At 70.7% G+C, this 23,837-nt stretch carries 22 protein-coding genes and 1 pseudogene; 7 read left to right on the top strand and 16 right to left on the bottom strand.

The window, feature by feature from the left end; translation table 11 throughout:
* Positions 1-24: 24 nt before the first annotated feature.
* The gene (locus tag OG966_RS06210) at positions 25-1,224 is read left to right on the top strand and encodes a trans-sulfuration enzyme family protein (RefSeq protein WP_326648417.1); all 1,200 of its coding nucleotides are present in this window, start codon (positions 25-27) and stop codon (positions 1,222-1,224) included.
* Here OG966_RS06210 and OG966_RS06205 read toward each other — a convergent pair.
* The 6 genes from OG966_RS06205 to OG966_RS40760 all read right to left on the bottom strand — a co-directional run bounded on the left by OG966_RS06205 (position 1,160) and on the right by OG966_RS40760 (position 7,501).
* Positions 1,160-2,572: a GNAT family N-acetyltransferase gene (locus tag OG966_RS06205; RefSeq protein WP_326648416.1), complete on the bottom strand. Its 1,413-nt coding sequence runs from the start codon at positions 2,570-2,572 to the stop codon at positions 1,160-1,162. The genes OG966_RS06210 and OG966_RS06205 overlap by 65 nt on opposite strands.
* Positions 2,573-2,858: 286 nt before the next feature.
* Positions 2,859-3,197 carry a winged helix-turn-helix domain-containing protein gene (locus OG966_RS06200; RefSeq protein WP_326648415.1) on the bottom strand — a complete coding sequence of 113 codons (339 nt, stop codon included), beginning with the start codon at positions 3,195-3,197 and terminating at the stop codon, positions 2,859-2,861.
* Complete coding sequence (locus OG966_RS06195) at positions 3,194-3,616, bottom strand: hypothetical protein (protein WP_326648414.1); 423 nt, start codon at positions 3,614-3,616, stop codon at positions 3,194-3,196. Before OG966_RS06195 ends, OG966_RS06200 begins: the two co-directional genes overlap by 4 nt.
* 56 nt (positions 3,617-3,672) lie before the next feature.
* Entirely contained in the window at positions 3,673-5,250 is a 1,578-nt protein-coding gene (locus OG966_RS06190) for an alkaline phosphatase D family protein (protein ID WP_326648413.1), read from the bottom strand.
* 161 nt (positions 5,251-5,411) lie between these two features.
* Positions 5,412-6,866, bottom strand: coding sequence for a MocR-like pyridoxine biosynthesis transcription factor PdxR (gene pdxR, locus OG966_RS06185; protein ID WP_326648412.1), 1,455 nt, complete (start codon positions 6,864-6,866; stop codon positions 5,412-5,414).
* Between the two features lie 11 nt (positions 6,867-6,877).
* Complete coding sequence (locus tag OG966_RS40760; RefSeq protein WP_442806830.1) at positions 6,878-7,501, bottom strand: hypothetical protein; 624 nt, start codon at positions 7,499-7,501, stop codon at positions 6,878-6,880.
* On the opposite strand from OG966_RS40760, the pseudogene OG966_RS40755 reads away from it, so the two are divergent.
* Positions 7,413-7,706, top strand: a pseudogene (locus OG966_RS40755) (EamA family transporter); the annotation flags it as partial. The gene OG966_RS40760 and the pseudogene OG966_RS40755 overlap by 89 nt on opposite strands.
* A gap of 84 nt (positions 7,707-7,790) precedes the next feature.
* On the opposite strand, the gene OG966_RS06175 reads toward OG966_RS40755, so the two are convergent.
* Entirely contained in the window at positions 7,791-8,621 is an 831-nt protein-coding gene (locus OG966_RS06175) for an alpha/beta fold hydrolase (protein ID WP_326648410.1), read from the bottom strand.
* A 169-nt stretch (positions 8,622-8,790) separates the two neighbouring features.
* Here OG966_RS06175 and OG966_RS06170 point away from each other — a divergent pair, with 169 nt between their 5' ends.
* Positions 8,791-9,675 (top strand): RNA polymerase sigma-70 factor, encoded by an 885-nt coding sequence (locus OG966_RS06170; RefSeq protein WP_326648409.1) that lies wholly within the window; start codon positions 8,791-8,793, stop codon positions 9,673-9,675.
* 249 nt (positions 9,676-9,924) lie between these two features.
* Positions 9,925-10,689, top strand: coding sequence for a GntR family transcriptional regulator (locus OG966_RS06165; RefSeq protein ID WP_326648408.1), 765 nt, complete (start codon positions 9,925-9,927; stop codon positions 10,687-10,689).
* A gap of 119 nt (positions 10,690-10,808) precedes the next feature.
* Here the strand turns inward: OG966_RS06165 and OG966_RS06160 are convergent, their stop codons facing one another.
* The gene (locus tag OG966_RS06160) at positions 10,809-11,966 is read right to left on the bottom strand and encodes an ROK family transcriptional regulator (protein ID WP_326648406.1); all 1,158 of its coding nucleotides are present in this window, start codon (positions 11,964-11,966) and stop codon (positions 10,809-10,811) included.
* A gap of 91 nt (positions 11,967-12,057) precedes the next feature.
* Entirely contained in the window at positions 12,058-13,347 is a 1,290-nt protein-coding gene (locus tag OG966_RS06155) for an ATP-binding protein (protein WP_326648405.1), read from the bottom strand.
* A gap of 209 nt (positions 13,348-13,556) precedes the next feature.
* On the opposite strand from OG966_RS06155, the gene OG966_RS06150 reads away from it, so the two are divergent.
* On the top strand, positions 13,557-13,976 hold the full coding sequence (locus tag OG966_RS06150; protein WP_326648404.1) for a hypothetical protein: 420 nt from the start codon (positions 13,557-13,559) through the stop codon (positions 13,974-13,976).
* Here the strand turns inward: OG966_RS06150 and mug are convergent.
* From mug to OG966_RS06135, 3 genes are read right to left on the bottom strand one after another with little or no spacing between them, the layout of a single operon-like run.
* Positions 13,973-14,512, bottom strand: coding sequence for a G/U mismatch-specific DNA glycosylase (gene mug, locus OG966_RS06145; protein WP_326655097.1), 540 nt, complete (start codon positions 14,510-14,512; stop codon positions 13,973-13,975). The genes OG966_RS06150 and mug overlap by 4 nt on opposite strands.
* Entirely contained in the window at positions 14,509-15,951 is a 1,443-nt protein-coding gene (purB, locus tag OG966_RS06140) for an adenylosuccinate lyase (RefSeq protein WP_326648403.1), read from the bottom strand. The genes mug and purB overlap by 4 nt, the downstream gene beginning before the upstream one ends.
* A 59-nt stretch (positions 15,952-16,010) precedes the next feature.
* Positions 16,011-16,790, bottom strand: a complete 780-nt coding sequence (locus tag OG966_RS06135) for an SGNH/GDSL hydrolase family protein (protein ID WP_326648402.1) — start codon at positions 16,788-16,790, stop codon at positions 16,011-16,013.
* Between the two features lie 58 nt (positions 16,791-16,848).
* Here OG966_RS06135 and OG966_RS06130 point away from each other — a divergent pair, with 58 nt between their 5' ends.
* Positions 16,849-17,853 carry a maleylpyruvate isomerase family mycothiol-dependent enzyme gene (locus OG966_RS06130; RefSeq protein ID WP_326648401.1) on the top strand — a complete coding sequence of 335 codons (1,005 nt, stop codon included), beginning with the start codon at positions 16,849-16,851 and terminating at the stop codon, positions 17,851-17,853.
* A gap of 51 nt (positions 17,854-17,904) precedes the next feature.
* Complete coding sequence (locus OG966_RS06125) at positions 17,905-18,156, top strand: holin (protein ID WP_326648400.1); 252 nt, start codon at positions 17,905-17,907, stop codon at positions 18,154-18,156.
* On the opposite strand, the gene OG966_RS06120 is transcribed toward OG966_RS06125, so the two are convergent.
* From OG966_RS06120 to OG966_RS06105, 4 genes are all read right to left on the bottom strand, one after another.
* The gene (locus OG966_RS06120; protein ID WP_326648399.1) at positions 18,153-19,166 is read right to left on the bottom strand and encodes a hemolysin family protein; all 1,014 of its coding nucleotides are present in this window, start codon (positions 19,164-19,166) and stop codon (positions 18,153-18,155) included. The genes OG966_RS06125 and OG966_RS06120 overlap by 4 nt on opposite strands.
* Positions 19,163-20,500 (bottom strand): hemolysin family protein, encoded by a 1,338-nt coding sequence (locus tag OG966_RS06115; protein ID WP_326648397.1) that lies wholly within the window; start codon positions 20,498-20,500, stop codon positions 19,163-19,165. The genes OG966_RS06120 and OG966_RS06115 overlap by 4 nt, the downstream gene beginning before the upstream one ends.
* Positions 20,501-20,661: 161 nt before the next feature.
* On the bottom strand, positions 20,662-21,084 hold the full coding sequence (locus OG966_RS06110) for a GNAT family N-acetyltransferase (RefSeq protein WP_326648395.1): 423 nt from the start codon (positions 21,082-21,084) through the stop codon (positions 20,662-20,664).
* Positions 21,085-21,266: 182 nt separating this feature from the next.
* A complete protein-coding gene (locus OG966_RS06105; RefSeq protein WP_326648394.1) occupies positions 21,267-23,831 on the bottom strand; it encodes an ABC transporter permease in 2,565 nt (854 codons plus the stop codon).
* Positions 23,832-23,837 lie beyond the last annotated feature (6 nt).

The following is a 23,837-nucleotide window of genomic DNA, read 5'->3' as shown; positions in this document are numbered from 1 at the left end:
CCGGTAGGTGTTCACAGTGCGGGCATGGAGAACGCAGCCTCGGTCACTCCCGCACCCCGGGCCCTGGCCACCGAAGCAGTACACGCCGGACGCGAGGACCTCGCGGAGCTCGGCGTGCACGCCCCGCCGCTGGACCTGTCCACCACCTACCCGTCGTACGACGCCGCAGGTGAGGCCGCCCGTATCGACGCCTTCGCCGCCACCGGCGCGCGACTGGACGGACCGCCGGTCTACGCCCGGCTCGACAACCCGACCACGGCCCGTTTCGAGACAGCGCTCGCCAGGCTGGAGGGTGCCGAGAGCGCGGTCGCGTTCGCCAGCGGGATGGCCGCGCTCACTGCCGTACTGCTGGTGCGGGCGAGTATGGGACTGCGCCACGTGGTCGCTGTCCGGCCGTTGTACGGGTGCAGCGACCATCTGCTGAACGCGGGGCTGCTCGGGACCGAGGTGACCTGGACCGACCCCGCGGGCATCGCGGAGGCGATCCGGCCGGAAACAGGCCTTGTGATGGTGGAGACGCCCGCCAACCCGACGCTCGCCGAGGTCGATCTACGAGCCGTCCGGCACGCCTGCGGCTCCGTGCCGCTGCTTGTCGACAACACCTTCGCCACGCCCGTGCTGCAGCGGCCGGTGGAGCACGGGGCGCGGATCGTGCTGCACAGCGCGACCAAGTACCTGGGCGGGCACGGCGATGTGATGGGCGGCGTGGTGGCCTGCGACGAGGAGTTCGCCCGCAGCCTCCGGCAGGTGCGGTTCGCGACCGGCGGCGTCCTCCATCCGATGGCCGGATATCTGCTGCTGCGCGGACTGTCCACACTGCCGGTACGGGTACGGGCCGCATCCACCACCGCGGCCGACCTGGCCCGCCGACTGGGCGCCGACCCGCGGATCGCCCGGGTGCACTACCCGAGTGTGGGCGGGGCGATGGTCTCCTTCGAGGTGTACGGGGACCCGCGCAGCGTGATCTCGGCCGTACGGCTGATCACGCCGGCGGTCAGTCTCGGCAGTGTCGACAGCCTGATCCAGCACCCGGCCTCCATCAGCCATCGCATCGTGGCTGAGGGAGACCGGCGCTCGGCGGGCGTCAGCGACCGGCTGCTGCGGATGTCGGTCGGTCTTGAGGACGTCGAGGATCTATGGCGTGATCTGACCGAGGCCCTCAGCGCTCAGCCTGTTCGTACGGAAAGAGCGGGCGTACGGGAGTCGCGTCGAGTCGGGCGGTGATGACCAGCGTGCCTTCCTCGATCTGGTAGTCGAGCGGCAGGCTCAGGCCGCGCATGGCGGCCACCATCGCGGTGTTCGAGGAGCGGGTGACGGCGTAGACGCTGCTGCAGCCCGCCTCGACAGCGAGGGCGACCAGTCGGCCGAGGAGCTCCGAGCCGATGCCGCGGCCCTGCCATTCGTCCTCGACGAGCAGTGCGACCTCGGTCTCGTCCCCGTCCCAGAGGAGATGTCCGAGGCCGACGAGACGGCCGGAGGCGGTCTGGACGGCGAGGGTGCGGCCGAAGCGCGGGCTGAGCAGGTGGTTGAGGTAGCGGTCGGCGTCGCCGACCGGGCCGTGGTAGCGCAGGCTCAGGGTGCGGTCGGAGCAGCGGTCGTGCATGGCCACGGCGGCTTCGACGTCACTCTGGTCGACGCGGCGCACGGTGATCTCGTTTCCCTCGGGGAGGGTGAGGACGTCCTGGCTGCGGGGGATACGGGGGCCGAGGCGCGCGTCCAGTTCCACCAGGGCGCGGGCCCGTGCGAACTCGGTGGGAGTGAACGGAAGGTAGGGCCGCTCGATGGTGATCGCGCCACCGCTCGGGTCGCGCAGCCTCATCACCGTCTCCTCCAGCACGCCTTCCACCGGCGGGATCTCTCCCGTGGGCCGGCCCGTCAGCGAGACCGCGGGCAGCGAGTGGATTGTGCAGCGGCCCAGCAACTGGCGCAGTGCGAGCGGCAGTTCGGCTGCGTCAAGGGCGGTACGGGTGGCGAGGCCGAGCACCCGGGTAGGTGTGTCGACGAGATCGTGGGCGTCGGCCCGCTCGATCCAGGTGCTGCTGCCGCCCGCCCGGGAGATCTCCCGGGTGAGCTGCTGCGCCTGCAGGGACACGGGGGCGCGCAGCAGGAACTCGTCCACCGTGCCTTCGGCCAGCGGATGGGTCTGGAGGGTGAGGATGTCGACCCGGTGTCGTGCCAGGGCGATGCACAGCGCGGCCAGGCTGCCGGGTGTGTCCCGCACGGTGGTCCGCATCCGCCACAGCGCCGTCTCGTACAGCTCGCCGGGCGCCGCGAGCCTGGTCGCGGGGGACACCGTCACCCCGGCGTCCGCGGTGACGTCGGCGCTGTTCCGGGTGGGGGCCGCCGGTGGGGCATGACTGTGGCGTCGTGCCCACCATGTGTGGAAGGCGGCCGTGCTGACGAGGGCCACGGCCGAGGCGACGAGCAGAAACGGGCCGTCCGGTCCGTGCCCGATCATGTTCGCGATGGCGTCGGCGACCGCGACGGCGGTGAACATGGCTGCCAGTTCGACGAGATCCCGCCGCCAGTGGTGTGGACGGCGGGCACTCTTCGCAGAAGTCACATCTGTCATGCCAACACTGTGACCGAACGGTGTTGCGTGATCACGAACGGCTTGTGACTGACGGGTTAAGCGTCATTGTGGACGGCTATCGGTTGTTTTTAGCCGTTTTTTGGCGTGGAGTGATCGCTTCCCTGACGCAACGCGGCCGACGGCCGGGACCCGCCGGTGCCCCGGCGGTCAGCGGTCCCGGCGGGTGCGGCGGCCTGGACGGGCCGGGGCCGTCGCGTACGCACCGGCCGCGGCGGTCGCATGCGCGGACCCGGCCGGGCCGATCGCGCCTCACCGTGCCGAGCTGTCAGGCGCCGGCTATGGCCCGTAGCGCGTCCAGATGCCGCCGGTAGACAGCGCGCCCCTCGTCCGTCAGAGACAGCCAGGTCCGCGTCCGCCGTCCCACCCTGCCCTTGTCCACCCCGACCCAGCCGGCTTCCTCGAGGGCCGCGACCTGCTTGGACAGCGCCGAGTCGGTGACCTCGACCAGGTCGCGCACACAACCGAACTCGGCCTTGTCCAGCGGTGCCAGGGCCGCCACGATCGACAGCCGGACGGGCGAGGTGAGCAGCGGGGCGAGCGCATGGCGCGGATGCGTACCCGACTCCTTCCCGGCCTGCCCGGTCTGCTGCGCTCTCTCCGTCATGCCGACCGCCGCGTCTCCTGCCAGGCGCCGACCGCCGGCGGCAGCGCGCACCACACGGCACCGACCACGGCGAAGACCGCGCTGCCCCTGAAGGCGGAGACGCTGAGCGCGACCGTGAGGGAGTAGGCCACCGCCCAGCTGCCGATGAGAGTGCCGTGCCGGGCGCCGAACCCCCGGCGGATGACGCGCTGCCGGGCGGCGTACATGCTGAGCCCCCCGACGAGTACGGCATTGATGACCGCGAAGACGAGTGCCGCGGATCTCCCTTGCCAGAGCACCGCCATCGGTACCAGGAGCAGCTGACCGGCGGCGAAGACGACGAGATACCGCGCGTACCAACCGCTGCCGCGGCGGCGTGTGGCGCTCTCCGCGAGGTTCGCGCGCTTCAACGCTGCCGCGGCATCCGTCTGTTCACTCATGCTTGCGAGAGTGGCATGTACTTTCCATGGTGGCAAGTAAGTGCTGGGCGCGTGTCCTACTGCCCCACACGCCCGGGCTGCAGCACCTTGCTGAACAGGACCGTTCCGCCCTCCGCCCGCAGCCGGACAGTCAATTCGCCACTGCCGCCGTCGATGTCGACCTCTCCGAAGTACTGCGGCGACTCCATCGGCGAGACATTGGCGCGTTCCGGCGCCCGGACGAAGACGCGCGCAGGGCCGAAGGTGGCGTCGAGCGCGTTGGCGGGGAAGCCGCCGGCGGCCAGCGGCCCCGAGACGAATTCCCAGAAGGGTGCGAAGTCCTTGAAAGTCGCGCGCGACGGGTCGTAGTGCTGCGCCGAGGTGTGGTGCACATCAGCGGTCAGCCACACCGTGCCCGTGATCCGGCGGTGCTTGATGTACCGCAGCAGCTCGGCGATCTGCAGCTCGCGCCCGAGCGGCGCCCCCGGATCGCCCTGCGCGACGGCCTCGAAGTTCGCCGTCCCGTCCGCTACGACCAGCCCGAGCGGCATGTCCGAGGCGATCACCTTCCACACCGCGCGCGACCGCGACAGCTCACGCTTGAGCCAGGCCAGCTGCTCGGCTCCGAGGATGCCCTGTGTGTCGTCGGGCTGCCGGCCGGGGGAGTTGGCATTGCGGTACGAGCGCATGTCGAGGACGAACACATCGAGCAGCGGTCCGTGGCGCACCACCCGGTGCACACGGCCTTCGCACCCGGCGGCGGTGAGCGTCGAGATGGGGAAGTACTCGCCGAAGGCGCGGCGCGAGCGCTCCGCGAGCACATTCACGTTCTTCTCGGTGTAGCGCGGGTCGTCGAGGATCTGGCCCGGGTACCAGTTGTTGCGTACCTCGTGATCGTCCCACTGCACGACCGTGGGTACCTGAGCGTTGAAGCGCCGGACGTTCTCGTCGAGCAGGTTGTAGCGGAAATTTCCGCGGAAGTCCGCCAAGGTCTGCGCCACCCTGGACTTCTCCTCGGTGGTGATGTTGCGCCAGATCCGGCCGTCCGGCAGCGTCACGCTCGGTTCGATCACGCCGTCCGCGTAGATCGTGTCCCCGCTGCAGAGGAAGAAGTCCGGGTCGAGGCGGCGCATCTCGTCGTACGCGCGATAGCCGCCGATGTCCGGGTTGATGCCCCAGCCCTGCCCCGCTATGTCGCCCGACCACAGAAAGCGCACTCCCTCACGGCGCTTCGCGGGCGCCGTACGGAAGGTCCCGTAGACCGGTTCCCCGGTGCGGCGGGGGTCTTCCGGGTCGGCGAGCGTGACCCGGTAGTGCACCTGCTCACCGGCGGGCAGTCCGCGCAGCGCCGTCCGTCCGGTGAAGTCCGTGTCGGCGCCGACCATCGGGCCGTGCCATCTGTGCGCATTCCGGAAGGACTCCGTTGCGGACGTCTCCACGATCATCCGGGCGGGCCGGTCGGAGCGCACCCACACCAGACCGGACGAGGAGGTCACATCGCCGGTCTGCACACCCCATGCGGCCCGCGGGCGGCCGGACAGCGCCAGGGCGGGCGCCGCTGTCATCGTGGGCAGAGCCAGTGCCGCCGAGGCGGCGACCGTGCCGCGCAGCACGGAACGGCGGTCGGGGGAGGGTATCCGCGGGCTGTGTGACATCGCTGTGCCTCCAGGGCAACTCGGGCCGGTGTGCCGTGCCATGCCTACTGCCCGGCTGCGGCGGCCACGCGAACCCCGAGTGAACAACCGGCCCTGCGCGGCGTGCGAGGACTGTCCGCGGCGTACGAGGACAGTCCAACGGTCCGCAGACGCGGGGCACTTCACGGCGTCTTCCGCACCGCCTCCGCCATCAGCCGCACGCCGCGCTCGATTTCGGTCGGCGCCAGATGCGCGTATCCGAGGACCAGCCGCACTCCGGCGTCCCCCACGTCGGCCATCATGTAGTCGGCCAGCGGACGCACGGCCACCCCGGACCGCGCCGCCAGATCCAGGAAGCGCGGCTCGGGACCGCACCGTTCGGGCAACCGCGCGATGATGTGCAGACCGGCAGCGATACCGCTGACCTCCGTGCCGGGGAAGTGGTCGGTGAGGGCCCCGACGAGTGCGTCGCGCCGCTCCCGGTAGGCGCGCTGGCAGCGGCGCAGCTGGCGGTCGTACCCGCCCCGGTCGATGAAGTCGGCAAGGAGCGCCTGGTCCAGGGCCGGGTTGCCGAGATCCATGGTGCGTTTGCGCTCGACGACCTCGTCGGCCAGGCGGGACGGCACGAGCAGCCAGCCCAGTCGCAGCCCCGGTGCGAGTGACTTGCTCACCGACCCGGTGTACACGACGCGATCCGGGTCGAGACCCTGCAGGGCGCCGACGGGAGCCCTGTCGTAGCGGAAGTCGCCGTCGTAGTCGTCCTCCACGATCAGACCGTCCACGGCGCGCGCCCAGTCGAGGAGTTCGGTGCGACGCTGCGCGGAGTAGGCGATTCCGGTCGGGAACTGGTGGGCCGGTGTCGTCACCACCGCACGTATGCCGGTGCCCTCGAGCGACCCGGTCGCCAGCCCCTCTGCGTCGAGCGGCAACGCGGTCATGTCCAGCCCGGCCGCCGAGAACAGCGCTCCGTGCTCATGGCTCCCGGGGTCCTCGACCCCCACCGTCCGCAATCCGTGCCCGTGCAGTACGAAACCGAGCAGCGTCATCGCCTGCGCCACGCCCGAACACACCACCAGGCATTCCGGATCGGCCACGACGCCGCGCCGCCGGGTCAGCAACGAGGCCAGCGCGGTGCGCAGTTCCGGCAGCCCACGCGGATCGGGATAGCCGAGCGCACGGTGCGGCAGCCGCGCGAGTACGGATTTGTGCGCGGCGGCCCACGCGGCGCGCGGGAAGAGCGAGAGATCGGGCGTCCCGGGGCGGAAGTCCACGCGCGCGCCGGGAGCGCGCGGCGCCAGGTCCCGCACCCCGAGCGCGGCGGTGCGCGCCGCACCCCCGACCCAGGTACCGGAGCCCCGGCCGCTGCGCAGATACCCCTCCGCCGTCAACTGCTCGTACGCCTCGGTGACCAGACCGCGCGAGACGCCCAGATCGGCGGCGAGCTCACGGCTGGAGGGCAGTCGCGTGCCCGCGACCAGCCGTCCCGATCTGACCGCCTCGCGCAGCGCCGACTGCAACGCCCGTCCGCGCTGCCGGGCCGGAGCGGCGGCCGCGGGCAGCAGCAGTTCCCAGGCGGCGTTCCACGAGTCACCTCGAGACGGCTCGCCCGTCGCCGGATTGGTCCCCGATGGCGTCATGGAAGTGGACCTTAAGCCGGACCGCCTCGCTCCCTAGCGTCGCCCCCATGAACGTGAACTCGCTGCGCGCGGCGCTGCTCGTCGCCATGGCCTATCTCCTCGTGGGCGCCTCCTTCACCGCCAACAGCGTCCTCGGCGACTATCCCGGTGCCGGCGGCCAGGCGCTGCGCTACGCCCTCGCCTGCCTGCTCCTCCTGCCGCTGCTCGGCGGCCGCCCGGGCCTGGCGCCGCTGCGCGCCCTCCTCCTGCCGCAGTGGGTCCGGCTCGCCCTGCTCGCCGTCGTCGGCATGGTCGGTTTCAATCTGGCGATCCTGGCCGCGGAACGCACCTCGGAACCCGCCGTTCCCGGTGTGTTCGTCGGCTGCGCCCCGGTCATCGTCGCCGTCCTCGTACCGCTCCTGGACGGCCGTCGGCCCGCTCGGCCCGTGCTGTACGGAGCCCTGTTCGTCGCGGCCGGCGCCTTCGCCGTCCAGGGGTGGGGCCGTACCGGCCCGGCGGGCATCGCCTGGTCGACAGCTGCGCTGCGCGGGCGAGGTCGGCTTCGCCGTGCTGGCCGTACCCGTGCTGCGACCGCTCGGCCCCAAGCTGCTCACCGCCACCGTCTGTGGCATCGCTGCCGTCGAGTCCACGGTCATCGGCCTCGTCCTCGACGGCTCGGGCTTTGTGCGCACGCCCACTCAGGCCGAGACCCTGGCGCTGCTGTGGCAGGCGGCCGTCGTCACCGTCGTCGGCTTCGTCTGGTGGTACATGGGCGTGCAGCGCATCGGCGCCGAGCGCGCCACGCTCTTCTCCGGACTGATCCCCCTCTGCGCCGCGCTGACCGCGCCCCTCGTGGGTACGGGGACGTTCGGCCCGGCCCAGGCGGCGGGCGGTGTGCTGGTCGGAGCGGGCGCGGCGCTCGGCTCGGGAGTGTTCAGGCGGCGGTCAGCGGCTGCCGTCCAGGATGACGCGTGCGACGAGCGCGGGGTCGTCGTTCATGGGGACATGGCCGCAGCCGGGCAGCCGCACGAGCCGCGCCCCCGGGATGGCGTGCTTGGCTCTGATGCCCTGACGGCGCAGCAACAGCCGGTCCTTCGTTCCCCAGCCGATGGTGACCGGCACATCGGGCACGTCGTCGGTGAACAGGACGTGGCGGCCGGCGGCGAGCGTCTGATGAAAGCCGGTGGCGTCGCGGAGGGCGAGAGTCTCGGCGACGGCCGCCTCGGGTGAGCGCCGGCCGGGCCTGGCGTAGATGCTGCTGGTCAGCGCCGTCCGCCCGGCGGCCGTCCGGGACAGCCGCTCGATCAGTGGCAGCGGCATCGACTGCGCCCCGAGACGCATCGCGCGCAGCGTCGCGAAGGCATAGCGCCGCTCGCGCTCGCTCCAGAAGCCGGCGGGCGAGAGCGCCGTCACCGACCGTACGAGCTTCTCGCGTCCCAACTCCAGGGCCAGCAGTCCGCCGAGGGAGTTCCCCACGACATGCGGGCGCTCGATCTCCAGCTTCTCGCAGAGCGCGCCGAGCACCGAGCCCACGGTGCTGAGGTCGTAGGACACGCCGTCCGGCAGCGCCGGCGAAGAGCCGAAGCCGGGCAGGTCGACGGCGATGACATCGCGTTCGGCTGCCAGGATGCCCAGCACCGGCTCCCATGCCTGCCAGTGGTGCCCGATGCCGTGGAGCAGCAGCAGCGGTTCACCCGCCCCGGTGCGCTCGTACGCGACGGACAGCGTGCGGCTGCCCCGGGGGAACTTGATGGAGAATGAGATCTCTGCGGCCATGCTGCTGCTCCCTGTTGTAGCCCGGTCGCCTGTTTTAGACAGCCCGTCAGTAACAATTACCGTTCAGTAGCTTCCAGTTCAAGTGGGCAGGCTGGGCGGACGCGGACTGTGCCGCACGGCGCACCCCAACCGGCTGGACACCCGGCGCGAGGTCGGTTGGGATGGAGGGGTGGCAGCAGACACCGCGACTGACGTATTCGAAGAGCACCGGCCCGTTCTGACCGGTGTGGCCTACCGCATGCTCGGCCGGGTGGCCGATGCCGAGGACGTGGTGCAGGAGACATGGCTGCGCTGGACCGCCGACGAGCGCGGCGACGTCCTGGAGCCACGCGGCTATCTCGTCAGGATCACCACCCGCCTCGCCATCGACCGGCTGCGGCACGTCCGGTCTCGGCGGGAGGCGTACGTCGGCCCATGGCTGCCGGAGCCGATCGCCACCGACTTCGGGCCCACCGTCCCGGACACCGCCGAGCAGGCCGTCCTGGCCGACTCCGTATCACTGGCCGTCCTGGTCGTCCTGGAGACGCTGTCGCCGCTGGAGCGCGCGGTCTTCGTACTGCGCGAGGCCTTCGGATTCCCTTATGGCGAGATTGCGACCACGCTCGACCGGACCGAGGCGGCGGTGCGGCAGCTCGCCGGCCGGGCGCGCAAGCATGTCGAGGAGCGCAAGGCCCGCTACGACGTCGACCCCGCCGAATGCCGCGATCTCACCGAGCGCTTCCTGAGCGCCGCGGCCGGTGGCGATCTGGAGGTACTGCTGTCCCTGCTGGCGCCCGATGTGCGCCTCGTCGGCGACAGCGGCGGCAAGGCCAAGGCGCCGCTGCGCGTCCTGCAGAGCGCGGACAAGGTCGGGCGCTTCCTCGTCGCCGTGGCGCAGCAACCGATCCAGGAGATGGAGTTCCGCTTCGTCGAGCTCAATGGAGCCCCGGCGCTGCTCGTCCTGTCCGCCGGACAGCCCGACAGCGTTTTCCAGCTGGAAGTTCTGGACGGACGGATCCAATGCGTCTACGTCATCCGCAACCCTGACAAACTTGGCTCGCTGGCCTCTTCCTAGAACCGTCGCGTCCCACGTCAGACCCCGTGTCCGGCCCGGACGCGGGGTCTTGTGCTGCGCGCGTTTCACAGGGCGACGAACGTCCTGTGAACGCTCTGCGAATCCGGTTCGTTCCCCTGCGTAACCGGCGCAGGATTGGTCTTGACCAAGGGGGTGCGCCGTCCTATGGTCGCAGAGATAGTGCAGGAACCTTTAATAAACAAGGGCGCGGAATAGCCGCTTCTGACACGGCGATTGCGGAGGATCAGGGTGGGGACCACGCAGCTGGAAACAGTGCCGGAGCCTAAGTACTGGCATCTCAAGACCGTGATCGGCGAAGCGCTCGACTCGGACTTCGCAGTCGGGGAGATCCTTCCGAACGAGCGTGATCTCGCCGCTCGCTTCGGAGTCGCCCGCGCCACGCTCCGGCAGGCGCTCGAACAGCTCGAGCTGGAAGGCCGGTTGCAGCGACGCCGCGGCGTCGGCACGACCGTCGCACCGCCGCGCATGGGCGTCGACGTCTCCACCACCGAGCCCGCGTGGCCCAGCACCGGACAGGACGCCTGGGAGTCCGTCGACTGCACGACAACGGTGCCGCCCCAGGCGGTGGCGCGTCTGCTCGAGACGGCTGCGGGCGAAGAGATGTACACGGTGCGCAGGCTGCGCGTCACCCGCGGCCAGTCCGTCGCGGCCGAGCTGCTGTATGTGCCGGCCTCGTCCGTGCCCGAGCTCTCGGCGATCGACACGCCGTCCGGACCCGCTCGCGCGCGCGGCGTACTGCGTGAACTCCAACGCCTCGACCTCGAGGGCCAGGACCGCGCGGTGGAGCTGGGTTCGGCGCGTGCCGACGACGCCAAGGAGCTCGACCGGCTGCCGGGCGCGCCCGTACTGGTCGTCACCACCCGCTACTTCTCCGAGGGCAGGACGGCGGCCGTATCGGTGGCCACCTACCGGGCCGACACCTGCCGGCTCACCTTTGGAGACTCCGGCGATCTGGAGATAAGCCACGACGAACAGGAACGCCGCGCTTCCTGAGTCCCACTTCTCCGCATGGCAGGTCGCTTCGTACTGCCGGTCGCCATGTACGGCCCGGCTTCATCCGGCCCGGCTTCATCCGGCCCGTCTTCATCCGGCCCGTCGCACCGAGCTCGCGCTCAGCGGCGGGCCGTCACCGTTCGTTCGACGGCGAAGAGCTGCTCCTCGACATGGTCCAGCGCCAGGCGCAGCGCGCCGGTCGCCACGGCCGCCTCGCCGAGCAGCGAGAGCGCCACCCGCGGTGGCCGCAGACAGTATCGGGACAACTCGTCGCGCAACGGGTCCAGTACGCCGTCGAGTCCGGCCGCCCAGCCACCGATCACCACCAGCTCCGGATCGAGCGCCAGTACCAGCGCCGCCACATCGTGCACCAGACGCTGGATGAACCGTTCGACCGCTGCCTGCGCGCGGGATTCGCCCTGCCTGGCCAGGGCGAAGACATCGGCGACGGCCTGCTCGTCGAGTGGATGGAGCGGCTCGTCCGTCGTGGACAGGAGTTTCTCCGGGGTCACTTCGCGGCCCAGCAGATGGAGTGCCCCGATCTCGCCGGCCGCGCCGCCGAAGCCCCGGTGCAGCCGTCCGCCGATCAATGAACCGGCGCCCGGGCTGAGCCCCGCCAGCACGAAGACGATGTCGTCGGACTCGGTCGCGGCTCCCTTCCAGTGCTCGGCGACCGCGGCGGCATTGGCGTCGTTCTCCACCAGCACAGGACAGCGGAACGACCTGCGCAGCCGCTCGCCGAGGGCCAGGCCGGTCCAGCCCGGCAGCGCGGTCCCCAGCCGTACGGTGCCGTCGGCCTCCACGATGCCCGGGGAGCCGACCCCGACCGCCCGCAGACTGCCGCGTGCGACACCGGCGCGCCGCAGTACGTCGGCGACGACGAGCCGCACCCGCTCCAGCCGTTCGTCCTCGGATGCCTTCTCGGAGACATCCCGGGAACCGGCCCCGATGACCCGCCCGTCCAGACCCGACAGCAGCGCCGCCACCCGGTGCGATCCGATTTCGACACCCAGCAGATGACCGGCCTCGGCCCGGAACCTGAACCGCCGGGCCGGACGCCCCTGACGGCGCGCGCCACCCTCCTCGAGGACGCTCTCGACGACCAGCCCGGTCTCCATGAGTCCCTCGACGACACCTTCGACCGTCGGCCGGGAAAGGCCCGTGATGCGGGTCAGGTCTGTGAGCGTGGGGGAGTCGGCACCCCGCAGTGCATGGAGTACCACCGCGGAGTTGATTCGCCGCAGCAGCGACGGATCTCCGCCGGTCAGCCGCCCCACCGTGTGTCCTCCCAGCTCGAGCGCGTGTCTGGCCGGATCGTACTCGTTGACAGCAGAGGCGGCGAGTGGTGCAGGGGGCGGAGGATTCGCCTCAGAACCGGGCGTGGGCGGTGATGTCGGCGCCGAACTGCTCGATCATCGCCGGCGTCACGGTCGGCCGGCACTGGCCGATGGCCTCCAGATAGTCCTCGGTGCTTGCGCCGAGCGCCCGTTGATCGCCCGTACCGCTTCCGATCGTCTCCAGATCCCGCTCGAACGCGCACTGGGCGGCGATCCGGGCCGCATGCTCGATGTCCGCCGGAGTGAACAGTTCGGTGGCTCTCACCAGCACCGCCACATCCACGTCGGAGCGTCCGTCCGCGTAGCGGGACCAGATCGCCGCCCGCGCCGCCTCGTCCGGAGTGCCGATCGGGATCAGGTAGTCGAACCTGCCGGGCCGCAGGAACGCCGGGTCGAGCGAGCGGATGGAGTTGGTGGCGCACACCAGCAGACGCTCGTCCCGTTCCCGGAAGCCCGGGATGAGCTTGAGCAGTTCATTGGTCACACCGTGCATCCCGCCGGGCTGTGCGGGCTCCGCGCGGACCGGCGCGATCTCCTCGACCTCGTCGATGAAGACGAGCACCCGCTCGAGCTCGGCGATCCGCGCGAACGCGCTGCGCAATGCCGCCGCGAGATTTCCCTCGTCGGCCAGCCGGGAAGGCAGCAGTTCCACGAACGGCCAGCCGAGTTTGGAGGCGATGCCCCGGGCGAACGTGGTCTTCCCGGTTCCGGGCGGACCGAACAACGCGATGGCGCGCGGCGGCCGCACCCCGTGCCGGGCGGCGCGCTCCGGCTGCGCCAGCGGCAGCACGACGCGACGCTCGATCAGGTCCTTCTCCGCCTCCATGCCGGCCACCTTGGCCCACAGGTCGTTCGGCAGGAACCGTCCGCCGAGGTCCTCCAGCAGACTGGCCGCGGGGCCGTGCAGCGGCTCCACCTTCTCGAAGTAGGCCACGGCCGGCCGGCGCGTGTAGCCGGCGTTGAGCAGCCCCTCGCCGAGCAGCTCCTCCTCGGGCAGCACATAGGCGATACGGCCCACCCGGGCGGCGATGAGCCGTCGTTCGAGTTCCACCAGGAGCGCGCTGGCCAGGCCACGGCCGCGCCACGCCGAGGAGATGGCGATGCGCATCACCCAGGCACGCTCACCGGCCACACAGGCGAGCGCCGCCCCGATGGGGACGCCCTGGTGAACGGCGACGACGGCGGGCTGCCGGGACGTGAGCGCACCGATGCATTCGGCAAGGGAGAAGACGGACTCCTGGCCGAGTTCGGCCGTGGTGTCGATCAGGTGGACCACTGCCGCGAGATCGCTCTCGCGGTAGTCGTGGATGAGCCAGTTCATCGCTGCCGCCCCTCGTTCGTGCTGTTCCGGTGAGGCTAGGGGCGACGATGCGACGGGTCTTGCGCCACTGTGCACAAACCCGGCCGGGAAACTCGACGTTACGTCTCTGGCCGTGGCCGTACCCGTCGGTGGCCGGATCACGCCCCATGGCTCCCTTGTGGCGGCCTGACGGACTGTCAGTTGTCAGTGCATGCCGGTTTACTGGGGGCATGACCGCGGCACAGCACCTCGACACGATCGACTTGCTGCGCTCCCGGGGGTTCCCCGCGGAGCCCGGCCCCTCGGATGTCGGCACCGAAGGTCCGGGGTTCCACATCGCGGAGCTGAACGGGCAGGTCGCAGACGGCGCGGAGAGCGACGCGGATGCGGAGACGGACGCGGAGCAGCGCGCAGCCGAACACGAGGCGCTGCTGGTCCGGCTCACCGAACGCTGGAACGAGCCGGACCACTTCAGTCTCGCCGGTACCGGATTGCGCGCCGACGCGGACGAGGACGTTCCGGAACCGTGGCTCCGGCTCAGTGCGCTGCTCCCGTATCTGCACCTGTGGCGTATCGACGACCGATGGATCGCGATAGGCGCCTCCGAGACACAACTGCTCGCGGTCGTGACCGAGACAGATCCGTTCTAGGAGGCCTCGGCGGCAGCACGCAGCCTGCCGAACTCCTCAGCCATCGTCTGCGCGGTCCAGTGGGCGTTGAGCCCGCTCGGGTTGGGCAGCGCCCAGATCCTCGTCTCGCCGATCATGCGCACCTGCCGCCCGATCTGTGCCTTCCTGTCGCCGAAAGCCGTGCGGTAGGCCGTGACGCCGACGACCGCCAGCCACCGCGGCCGCAGCCGCTCCACCTTGGCGGTGAGCAGCTGTCCGCCCTCGCGGAACTCCTCGTCGCTCAGCTCGTCGGCGCGCGCCGTCGCCCGCGCGACGACGTTGGTGATGCCGAGACGGTGGCCGAGCAGCTTCTCCTGCTCCGCGGGCCTGAACTGATACGGCGTGAACCCCGACAGATGCAGCACCGGCCAGAACCGGTTGCCGGGCCGGGCGAAGTGATGGCCCGTCGCGGCCGTCATCAGGCCGGGGTTGATACCGCAGAAGAGCACGGACAGGCCACCCGCGACCACATCCGGAACGATGCGGTCGCGGGCGGCCTCGAGCTCGTCGGGGGTCAGAGGATCGACCCCGGGGTGTAGCCGGCGGCCGCCGGGTGCTGCTTGACGATCTCCTCGATCCGGCAGATCACCGCCGCTACCTGATCCGCGGCCGCGCCGGTGAACGACAGCTTGTCGGCCATCAGCTCGTCCAGCTGCACGCGGTCCAGCGGGATCCGCGGGTCAGCGGCGAGCTTGTCGAGCAGCTCGTTGCGCTCGACGCCCTGCTCGCGCATCGCCAGCGCCGAGGCGACCGCGTTCTCCTTGATGGCCTCGTGCGCCACCTCGCGGCCCACCCCGGCGCGCACCGCGGCCATCAGGACCTTGGTCGTCGCGAGGAACGGGAGGTACCGGTCCAGCTCACGGGCGACGACGGCGGGGAACGCGCCGAATTCGTCGAGCACCGTCAGGAACGTCTCCAGCAGTCCGTCGAAGGCGAAGAACGCGTCGGGCAGCGCCACCCGGCGCACCACCGAGCAGGAGACGTCGCCCTCGTTCCACTGGTCGCCCGCCAGCTCGCCCGTCATCGACGCATAGCCGCGCAGGATGACCATCAGGCCGTTGACGCGCTCGCAGGAGCGGGTGTTCATCTTGTGCGGCATCGCGGAGGAGCCGACCTGGCCGGGCTTGAAGCCCTCGGTGACCAGCTCGTGTCCGGCCATCAGCCGGATCGTCCTGGCGACGGAGGACGGCGCCGCGGCGAGCTGCACCAGTGCGGAGACGACGTCGTAGTCGAGCGAGCGGGGGTAGACCTGTCCGACCGAGGTGAAGGCGTGCGCGAAGCCGAGGTGCCCGGCGATGCGCTGCTCGAGCTCCGCGAGCTTCGCGGTGTCCCCGCCCAGCAGGTCGAGCATGTCCTGCGCAGTGCCGACCGGGCCCTTGATCCCGCGCAGCGGGTAGCGGCCGAGGAGGTCCTCGAGTCGTCCGTACGCCACCAGCAGCTCGTCGGCCGCGGTCGCGAAGCGCTTGCCGAGCGTCGTGGCCTGCGCGGCGACATTGTGCGAGCGCCCGGCCATGACCAGCTCGGCGTACTCACCGGCAAGCCTGCCCAGCCGCGCCAGCACCGCGACGGTGCGGTCGCGCATCAGTTCCAGGGAGAGCCGGATCTGCAGCTGCTCGACGTTCTCGGTCAGATCGCGGGAGGTCATGCCCTTGTGGACCTGCTCATGGCCCGCGAGCGCGTTGAACTCCTCGATCCGGGCCTTCACGTCGTGGCGGGTGACCTTCTCGCGCTCGGCGATCGACGCCAGGTCGACCTGGTCGAGCACCCGCTCGTAGTCGGCGAGCGCGGCCTCGGGCACCTCGATGCCGAGGTCCTTCTGGGCGCGCAGCACCGCGAGCCAGAGCTGACGCTCCAGCTTCACCTTCTGCTCGGGGGACCACAGGACGGCCAGCTCCGCAGAGGCGTAGCGGCCGGCCAGGACATTGGGGATGCGAGGCTTCGCAGACAGAGCAGTCACGCAACCAGATTCTACTGGCGGTTTCTGCAGGCCAGCGCCGCGGCCCCGGTTGTACGTTGCTACGAGAGCGGCGGCTCGTACGGCAGCAGCTCGGTCCGCTTCGCCGGCCGGCCGTCACCCGAGGAGCGTCCTGTCAGCCGCCGCCCTATCCACGGCCCCAAGTACTGGCGCGCGAACCGCAGATCGCCGACCCGCCGCGATGCCCAGCCGGTCCGCAGTGCGGGCGGCAGCAACGACTGCCAGTCGTCCTCCGCCTCCAGGCCCAGCTTCTGCCAGACGGCCTCGGCGACCCGCCGGTGCCCCTCGGCCGTCAGATGCAGCCGGTCCACGTCCCACAGCCGCTGGTCGCCGAGCACCTCGGAGCCATACAGATCCACCACCAGCGCACCGTGCCGGGCCGCCAGGCCGTCGATGAAGCCGAACAGCTCCTCCATACGGGGGCGGAACCGTTCCATCACCGGTCCGGTGCGGCCGGGGCTGCGCATCAGGACCAGCCGGCCGCAGGACGGCGCCAGCTTCTCGACGGCCTCCTCCAGGAGCCCGTGCACCCGTCCCATGTCGTACTTGGGCCGCAGCGTGTCATTGAGCCCGCCCACCAGCGTGACCACGTCCGCCTGCATGGCGGCCGCCACGTCGACCTGCTCGTCGAGGATCTGCCCGATGAGCTTTCCGCGTACGGCGAGATTCGCGTACCGGAATCCCGGGCTGCGTGCGGCCAGCCGGCCCGCGAGCAGATCCGCCCAGCCGCGGTACGAGCCGTCGGGCAACAGGTCGGACATGCCCTCGGTGAAGGAGTCACCGAGGGCGACAAAACTGGTGTAGTTGGCATTCATCTCCATGGCGGAGAGATCGTACCGCGCGGTAAGGTCCCCCGGTTCCGTACCCGGAGGGAGCCCTGTGAGTGACGCGCTGCTGAACGCGCTGGCCGAGGCGCTGGCCGACGTTGTGACCACGATCGACACCTGCGACGACGATGTGCTCGACCCGGACACCGCGGTGAAATGGCTGGAGACGACCGGGTATCTGCTCGACCGGCTCTCGCCCGCCGACCGCCGTGCCCTCTCCGCACTCATGCGCGGGGCGGCAGCGCGGCAGCCCGACGGGGCCTGGCGGGAGGACCTGCTGCGGATACCCGAGGGTTTCGGTCTCGACGACGATCAGTACGAGCTGTACTGCGACGCCGTCGAGCAGCTGACGCGCCGGTTCGTCGAGACCGTACGGGACGTGGACCCGGCCACGCCCGTGCCCAGCTGCCCCGGCTGGACCTTCGCCGACCTCGTCAGGCACCACGGCGCCACGCACCGCTGGATGGAACATCTCGTACGGACCCGGGCCGCCGAGCGCGTCTGGTCGCGGGATGTGCCTCTCGAGCTGCCCGACGACCCGAAGGAGTACCCGCAGTGGCTGGCCCGCAGTGCCGAGGCCACGCTGCGCACCCTGCGGTCCGTCGATCCCGAGACGCCGATGTGGTCCCACGGCGCCGACCGGCGTGTGCGTTTCTTCCCGCGCCGGCTGCACTTCGAGGCCGTCGTCCATCTCGCCGACGCCGAACTGGCCCTGGGTCTCGAACCCCGTGTCCCGGCGGGCACGGCGGCCGACGGTATTGAGGAATTCCTGGAGAACCTGCCGTACTTCTCCTGGCTCGCCGAGCCCGTCGGCCTCCTGGCGGACGGCTCGGTCCGGCTGTCTGCCGCGGACACCGGCGCCGGCTGGACGATCACCTTCGGGCAGGCCGGTTTCGGCTGGACGAAGAGCGCGGCTGAGGCTGACGTCGGTGTCGAGGCCACGGCCGGCGATCTGCTGTTGCTCCTCCACGGGCGTCACCGCGCGGACGACGAGCGCTTCAGCGTCGTCGGCGATCGCGCGGTTCTCGACGCCTGGCTGGGCGCGACCGCGCTCTAGATCTGCCGCGAGGGCTGTCGGTACGGCGCGTTCCGCAGTATGTGCCAGAGCATGTTCACCTCAGACTTCTGGAAGGCCACGGCGGAACGCGCCGTCCGCACCTTCGCCCAGTCCTTCGGCGCAGTCCTGATGGCAGGCGCGACGAACCTCTTCGACGTCGACTGGCTCGACGCCCTCGCCACGGCGGGCCTGGCCACCCTCCTCGCCGTCCTTACCGCGATCGGCGCCGCCAAAGCGGGACGGCCCGGCCCGGGTCTCACCGAGACCACGGAACGGGCCGCCACCACCACAGAGGCGCGCTAGCGGGGCCGGCCTACCAGCTCGCGCAGTACGTCCTCCATCGTCACCAGGCCCTCGGGCCTGCCGCTCTCGTCGACGACGGCCGCCAGGTGGGTACGGCTGCGACGCATCGCGGTCAGTACATCGTCGAGCGGCGTCGTCGCGCGCACCCGCGCGATCGGCCGCATCGCCGTGACCGGGAACGGAACATCGCGCGGAGCGGCGTCCAGAGCGTCCTTCACATGGAGATAGCCAAGGATCCGGTTGCCCGAGTCCACCACCGGGAAGCGGGAGAACCCGGATTCCGCCGCCAGCCGCTCCAGCTGCTCGGGCGTGGTCCCGACCAGGGCGTACACGACCCGCTCCACCGGCACCACGACGTCCCGCACCGGCCTGCGCCCGAGCTCCAGCGCATCGCGCAGCCGTTCGGCCGAGCGGTCGTCGAGCAGCCCGGCATCGCCGGCGTCGCGCACCAGCCGCGCCAGTTCGTCGTCCGAGTAGGTGGCGGCCACCTCCCCCTTCGCCTCGACCCGCAAGAGTTTGAGCAGACCGTTGGCGAAGGCGTTGACGGTGAAGATCACCGGGCGCAGTGTCCGGGCCAGCGTGACGAGCGGCGGGCCGAGCAGCAGCGCGGTGCGCTTGGGCTCGGCCAGTGCGATGTTCTTCGGCACCATCTCGCCGAGGAGCATGTGCAGATACGTCGCCAGGGTCAGCGCGATCACGAACGAGATCGGGTGGATCAGGCCGTGCGGCACACCCACCGCGTTGAACACCGGCTCCAGCAGATTCGCGATGGCGGGCTCGGCGACGATACCGAGTACCAGGGTGCAGAGCGTGATGCCGAGCTGAGCGGCCGCCAGCAGGGCCGAGACATGTTCGAGACCCCAGATGACGCTGCGCGCCCGCCGGTCCCCGGCCTCCGCCTCCGGCTCGACCTGGCTGCGGCGCACGGAGATCAGGGCGAACTCCGCGCCGACGAAGAAGGCGTTGACCACCAGGGTCAGCAAGCCGATGAGGAGCTGGATCGCGGTCATCGTCCGGCCTCCTGGGCGTCGTCGTCCGACGGGAGCGGCGCGTGCATCAGCACCCGCGCCGCCCGCCGCCCGGAGGCGTCGACGACATCGAGCCGCCAGTCCTCGAGTTCGATCCGGTCGCCCTCCTTGGGGATGCGCCCCAGTTTGGTGGCGATCAGGCCGGCGAGGGTCTCGTACGGTCCTTCCGGCACCCGGAGTCCGACCCGCTCCAGCTGGTCGGTGCGCGCCGCGCCGTCCGCCGACCAGAGCGCGCGCCCGTCCTCGTCCTCGCCCGCCGGAGCCAGGTCCGGCGTCTCGTGCGGATCGTGCTCGTCGCGCACTTCGCCGACGACCTCCTCGACGATGTCCTCCAGTGTCACCACACCGGCCGTGCCGCCGTACTCGTCGATGACGACGGCCATCGTGTTCTTGCCGGACAGCCGGTCCAGCAGCCGGTCCACCGTCAGCGACTCGGGCACCAGCAGCGGCTCACGCATCAGCTCGGAGACGGGGTGACGAATACGCTCTTCGGCCGGAACCGCAAGGACGTCCTTGATGTGCGCTATGCCGACGACGGTGTCCAGGTTGCCCCGGTAGACCGGGAAGCGGGACAGGCCGGTCGCGCGTGTGGCATTGGCGACGTCCTCGGCGGTGGCCTGCACTTCGAGGGCCGTGACCTGGACCCTGGGGGTCATCACGTTCTCGGCGGTCAGCTCGGCCAGCTTGAGGGTGCGTACGAACAGCTCGGCGGTGTCCGCCTCCAGCGCTCCCTCCTTGGCGGAGTGACGGGCCAGGGCGACCAGTTCCTGCGGGCTGCGGGCGGAGGCCAGCTCTTCGGTCGGCTCCATGCCGAGCCGGCGCAGGATGCGGTTGGCGGTGTTGTTGAGATGGCTGATGAAGGGCTTGAAGGCGGCGGTGAAGACCCGCTGCGGGGTGGCCACCACCTTCGCAACAGCGAGCGGCGACGAGATGGCCCAGTTCTTCGGGACCAGTTCGCCGACGACCATCAGCACGATGGTGGACAGCGCGGTACCGATGACCAGGGCCGCCGACGAGGCCACGGAGGGGGAGAAGCCGATTGCCTCCAGCGGTCCGCGGATCAGCCTGGCGATCGACGGCTCGGAGAGCATGCCGACGACCAGGTTGGTGACGGTGATGCCGAGCTGGGCGCCGGAGAGCTGGAAGGTGAGGCTGCGTACGGCCCTGAGGGCGCTCGCCGCCCCCCGCTCGCCGCGCTCGACGGCCCCTTCGAGGTCGCCGCGTTCGACCGTGGTGAGGGAGAACTCCGCCGCGACGAAGGCTCCACAGGCGAGCGAGAGCAGCACCGCCACGAGGAGCAGGAGCACTTCGGTCATCGGTTCACCTCCGTCCCATGATCGGGCAGGGGCAGGATGAACGCGCGATGTCGGCTACTGGGAGGCTCGCCCATGGACGGACGCTCACACCTTTCGTACGGGGGTGAATGGTTCACCCATGGTAAAGGACCGGCAAAGTGGCTCGGCACGGTGACGACCGGCTACGCGAACGGCTTCACCCAGCGGCGCCAGTGGTCCTCGCGGTGGTAGCCGGCCGCGGCCCACGCCCCCCGGGCACGCTCGTTCGCCTCCAGCACCATGGCGTCGCCGCGCCTGCCGCCCACGGCCAGGAAACGCTCCTCGGCCGCTTCGAGCAGTGCCGTCGAGATTCCCCGGCGGCGGTGGGAGGGCAGCACGGCCAGCCGGTACAGCGAACAGCGCCAGCCGTCGTACCCGGCGATCACCGAGCCGACCAGCGCGCCGTCGGACTCCGCCAGGATCAGTGCCTCCGGGTCGCGCTCGATGAGCCGGGTGAGCCCCTCCACGTCGTCCGTGATGCTCGTGCCCTCCGCCGCCTCCTTCCAGAAGGCGAGGATGGTCTGCGCTTCGTCCGCCGCCGCGGTGCGGATATGCACGTCGTTCATGGGCCGGAGCCAAGCACGGCAGGTGCGGGCCTGTCACCGGCTTTCGGCGTTCGCGACGGGTCGCCGCGATGCCGCCGGCCGGTTGCCGCCGGTCACCTCCGCAATTCTCCGGTCACCGGGCCGGACGTCCCCCGGATACGGGTCGAGGACGGCGAGGTGGGTGACTCCCCTCCAGAAGCTGCCTACTCGTGCGCGATGGCGGCCAGCACATTCATCCGCGAGGCGCGCAGAGCCGGCAGCACCGCCGCCGCGAGCCCGACCACCACCGAGCCGATCACGACCGCCACGACCGTGCCCCACGGCACGGCGAACGCCTTCAGTCCCTCCAGTGCCAGCACTTGCTGTATCGAAACGCCCCACACCATGCCCAGCACCAGCCCGAGCAATGCTCCGAAGACCGCGATCACCACGGACTCCAGCCGGATCATCCGTCGAAGCTGGACCCGGGAGAGCCCGATGGCGCGCAGCAGCCCGATCTCGCGGGTCCGCTCCACCACCGAGAGCGCGAGGGTGTTGACCACACCCAGCACCGCGATGACGATCGCCAGACCCAGCAGCGCATACACCAGATACAGCATCACGGCGATCTGCTGCCGGATCAGCTCCTTGTAGTCGGCCTGATCCCTGACCTGTACCTGCGGATAGCGGTCGAGCGCCGTTTCCAGGCCCTTGCGCAGTTCCTTCGCGTCGCTGCCGCTCGCGGCGTTGACGTACAGCGCGGCGTCCTGCCCGCCCGGCAGGTACTTCTCCACGGTGGAGAGCCCCATGAACAGGCCGCCCTCCATTCCGGGGCCGCCGCTCTGGTCCATGTCGGTGAGCGCCCCGACGCTCAGCCGGGCCTTCTGCCCGCCGGGGAACTCGGCCGGCAGCACGGACCCGATACGCACCCGGTGGGCCGCCGCGTACTCCCGGTCCATGGCGATTCTGCCCGGTGCCAGCGCGGCGGCCGTGTCCCCGCTCGCGTAGGTGATCCTGGCAGCGTCGTCCAGCTGCGGGTCGTAGCCCGACGCTGTCGACTCCAACCGCTTCCCGTCCGGAAGAATCAGCGCGACCGGCGCGAAGCGCTGCCGAACGACCGTGCCCGCGCTTTCGACGCCCTGCACTTTCTCCGTGATCTCCTGCGGGAACGGCATGAAGTTGCTGTTCTGCACGACGAAGTCGGCACCCAGCGTCTTGTCGATCTGGTCGTCGAAGGACTTGGTCATCGAGGCGCTGGCGATCGAGAGCCCGCCCACCAGCGCAAGGCCCACCATCAGCGCGGCGGCGGTGGCGCCGGTACGCCGCGGATTGCGCAGCGCGTTGCGCTGGCTCATCCGGCCGACCGATCCGAAGATCTTGGGGAACGCGCCGCCCAGCACCCGGATCACCGGCCGTACCAGCAGCGGCCCCGCAACCACCGTGGCGATCAGGGTCAGCACCACGCCGAGCCCCAGCAGCGAGGACGCGGTGGCGGTCCGCTCGCTCACCGCGCATCCGGCGAGCGCGGCCGCGCCCGCCGCGGCGACCACCGTCCCCACGATGGCCCGGACCCTCAACGGCCGCCCCACACCGGCGACTTCCGCATCCGCGAGCGCGGCCATGGGGGAGACCCGGGCCGCCCGCCGGGCCGGCAGATACGCGGCCACGAAGGTGACACCCACGCCGACCGCGTACGCGGACACCGGCGTCGCCACGCCCACCACCATCTCGGCGGCGCTCAGATTCATCCCGAGCAGACCCATCAGCTCGATCAGCCCTGCCGCGAGCCCGATCCCGGCGGCCAGTCCGAGCGTCGAGCCGACCAGCCCGAGCAGCAGCGCCTCGGTGAGGACCGACCGGCGCACCTGGCGGCGGTCGGCGCCGAGCGCCCGCAGCAGACCCAGCTCACGGGTGCGCTGCGCGATCAGCATGGAGAAGGTGTTGACGATCAGGAAGATGCCGACGAGGACCGCGACACCGGCGAAGCCGAGCATCACCCACTTGATGACATCGAGGAATCCGCCGAGTTGCGCGGCGGCCGACTTGGCCTGCTCGTCCGCGGTCTTGAGCTCGTAGGCATCACCCAGCTCGGCCGCGATCCGCTGCTTGAGCGTCGCGTCGCTCACCCCGTCCTCGGCGTCCACCGAGAGCGAGGAGGCCACCCCGGCCTTGCCCAGCAGTTTGGTCTGGGCCGTCGGAGTGTCCAGGAAGACCAGGGCGGCGCCGGGGTTGGTGGTGGTGAAGGTCGCGATGCCGACGATTTCGACCTTGAAGGAGCCGGGCTGTGCGAGCACCGTGAGGGTGTCCCCGATGCGTACCTTCTTCTTGTCGGCGGTGTCCTTGTCGAGCAGCGCCTCGCCCGGCCCCTTCGGCTCGCGCCCACTGGTCAGCTTCACCGGACTGCGTTCGGTGACGTACCAGTTGGTGGCGATGGTGGGTGCGCCGGTCGTCGGACCGACCGCCTTGTTCGTGGAGTCGACAACGGTGATGTTCTCCACGGCCGCGTCGATGTGGGTGGCCCTGACTCCGTCGACCGAGCCGATACGGTCCGCGAGCCCGGCCGGGACCGTCCGTACGACTCCGGTCGGCAGGCGCTCGTCGAGGCCCTCCTTCGCCGCGACGGTCACATCCGCCGATGTGGAGGCGAAGAGCCGGTCGAAGGTACGGGAGACGGTGTCCGAGAAGATCAGACTGCCGCTGACGAAGGCCACCGACAGGAGTACCGCCAGTGCCGACAGCAGCAGCCGCCCCTTGTGTGCGAAGAAACTCCGCAGCGTCGCCTTCAGCATCGTGGC

It is taken from the genome of Streptomyces sp. NBC_01750, assembly GCF_035918095.1.
Classification (GTDB): Bacteria; Actinomycetota; Actinomycetes; order Streptomycetales; family Streptomycetaceae; genus Streptomyces.
The sequence above is the reverse complement of the archived record's forward strand: the minus strand, read 5'-3'. Positions and strand labels throughout refer to the sequence as shown.